This window comes from Methyloglobulus sp., from assembly GCF_040079455.1.
Taxonomy (GTDB): Bacteria; Pseudomonadota; Gammaproteobacteria; order Methylococcales; family Methylomonadaceae; genus Methyloglobulus.
Genome location: NZ_JBEBKJ010000165.1, coordinates 1 through 1,892, shown reverse-complemented (window position 1 = coordinate 1,892; position 1,892 = coordinate 1). Strand labels below are relative to the sequence as shown.

General features: G+C 49.9%; 1 protein-coding gene. It reads left to right on the top strand.

Annotated features, from left to right (window positions below; all coding sequences use genetic code 11):
* Positions 1-303 precede the first annotated feature (303 nt).
* The gene (locus ABL924_RS18325; protein ID WP_349028535.1) at positions 304-1,662 is read left to right on the top strand and encodes an IS5 family transposase; all 1,359 of its coding nucleotides are present in this window, start codon (positions 304-306) and stop codon (positions 1,660-1,662) included.
* Positions 1,663-1,892 lie beyond the last annotated feature (230 nt).

Here is a 1,892-nt window from a genome sequence, read left to right as displayed (position 1 = left end):
CGCTTGCGCTCCAACTCCGTCAACACGCCCGGCCGCTACGGCTATGCGGGGGTCGTCGTACACCGCTCCACTAGCGTTACGCTTCCGTGTACTCCTTCGATGATCGCCAAAACACCGTCACTGAATGCCTCTAATCGGCCTTTGTTCATCGTCTTTACTCTCAAATTTCATTTTATTTAGTCAATCCTGAAAAACCATCTATCATATTGATATAAATAAGCAATATGCTTTATATTGATGATCTGATCGACCGAAAATGTTAAAATAACCGTTAATTTCCGGTCGAAAAGATAGCCTATGCTTATGCCTTCCTCAAACGGACACCAAACCAATTTGTTTGGTACTGACTTACTGCTACAGCTTGATCCGAACGACCCGCTGTTAGTGTTGGCCAGGGCCATCCCCTGGCAGGAACTGGAACGCGATTTGGGTTGCCATTATTGTCCGGGTGTTGGCAGGCCGGCCTTGCCGATTAAGTTAATGGCCGGCTTATTGCTGTTAAAGCAAGTGGAAGACTTAAGCGACGAAGATGTTGTGTTGGACTTCAAACGCAACCCTTACTACCAAGCATTTTGCGGCTTGACCGAATTTAGCCTGAAGCCGCCTTGCGACAGCTCTGAATTGGCCAAATTTAGGACTCGGATAGGTGCTGACGGCATCAACCGAATTTTCGAAGTTAGCGTCCTACTTCAGGGCAAGGCCGCCTTGGAAGATACGGTCAACATCGACACCACCGTCCAGGAAAAGAATATCACCTATCCGACTGACGGTAAGTTGGCGATCAAGATCATTAATCGCCTGAACAAACTGGCGAAAGCCTATGGTATCCAGCAACGGCGCACCTATGGTCAAGAAGTTAAGGGGCTACGGTTGAGCCTGCGTCATTTCAGGCATGTCAAGCGTCGTGGCAAGGCCAAAAAGGCGCTCAAACGCCTGCGCACCATTGCCCATGCGTTGATCCGGGAGTTACGCCGGGCCTTGCCCAAGGTCGCGCTGTTCGAGCGCTATCAGAAGGACTTCCTGTTTTACGAACGCGTGCTAGGACAACAGCCGCAGGATTCGGACAAGATTTATTCCTTACATGAACCCCAGGTTTATTGCATCGCCAAAGGCAAAGACCACAAGGCCTACGAATATGGCAATAAAGTCTCTTTTGCGGTGACCGCCAAAAGCAACGTCATCGTCGGCGTGGTCAGTCATGAACATAACGTCTTCGACGGCCATACCTTGCCGGACATCTTAAGACACACGGCCGCCAGCCGGGGCAAAGAAGTTGAGACGGCAGTCTGTGACCGGGGCTACCGGGGCAGCAAAACCGTCGGTAACACCCAAATTATCCTACCGGGCCCGCCACTCAAACGTGACAGCCGTTACCAGCGCGACCAAAAACGTAAGCGCTGCCGCCGCCGGGCGGCAATAGAGCCGGTCATCGGCCACCTGAAAGCCGATTTTAGGCTGGCACGGAATTTCCTTAAAGGAACAGCGGGGGATCCCATCAATGCCTTGCTGGCCGCCACGGCCTGGAACTTAAAGCTCTGGTTAAGGGCTTTTTTGAGCTTTATTTTTGACTGCTTCAACAGGTTCTATAGGTTATCCAAGAACCGAACAAAGCAGTCAATGACGGTCAACGTACCCAGTTATCAACTAAAGTCCCCTTATTAGGTTACTGTTCAGATGAATAAGAGTTTTTCAGCATCGACTACATAGGGTTAATCGAAAGAGGCGATTCCATGAAAAAATTCATCAATAGCATTGATACACTCCTCAACGAAAGCCTACAAGGCTTTGCACTCGCCCATAGCGACATTGTTGAATTCAATGCAGACCCACGGTATGTCAAAAGAAAACCCCTTAAACAGCAGGGAAAAGTTGTGCTGGTTTCAGGTGGCGGT

Excerpts from the sequence above, each read along its gene's own strand:
- ABL924_RS18325 (WP_349028535.1), top strand. The coding sequence starts at position 304 with ATGCCTTCCTCAAACGGACACCAAACCAATTTGTTTGGTACTGACTTA.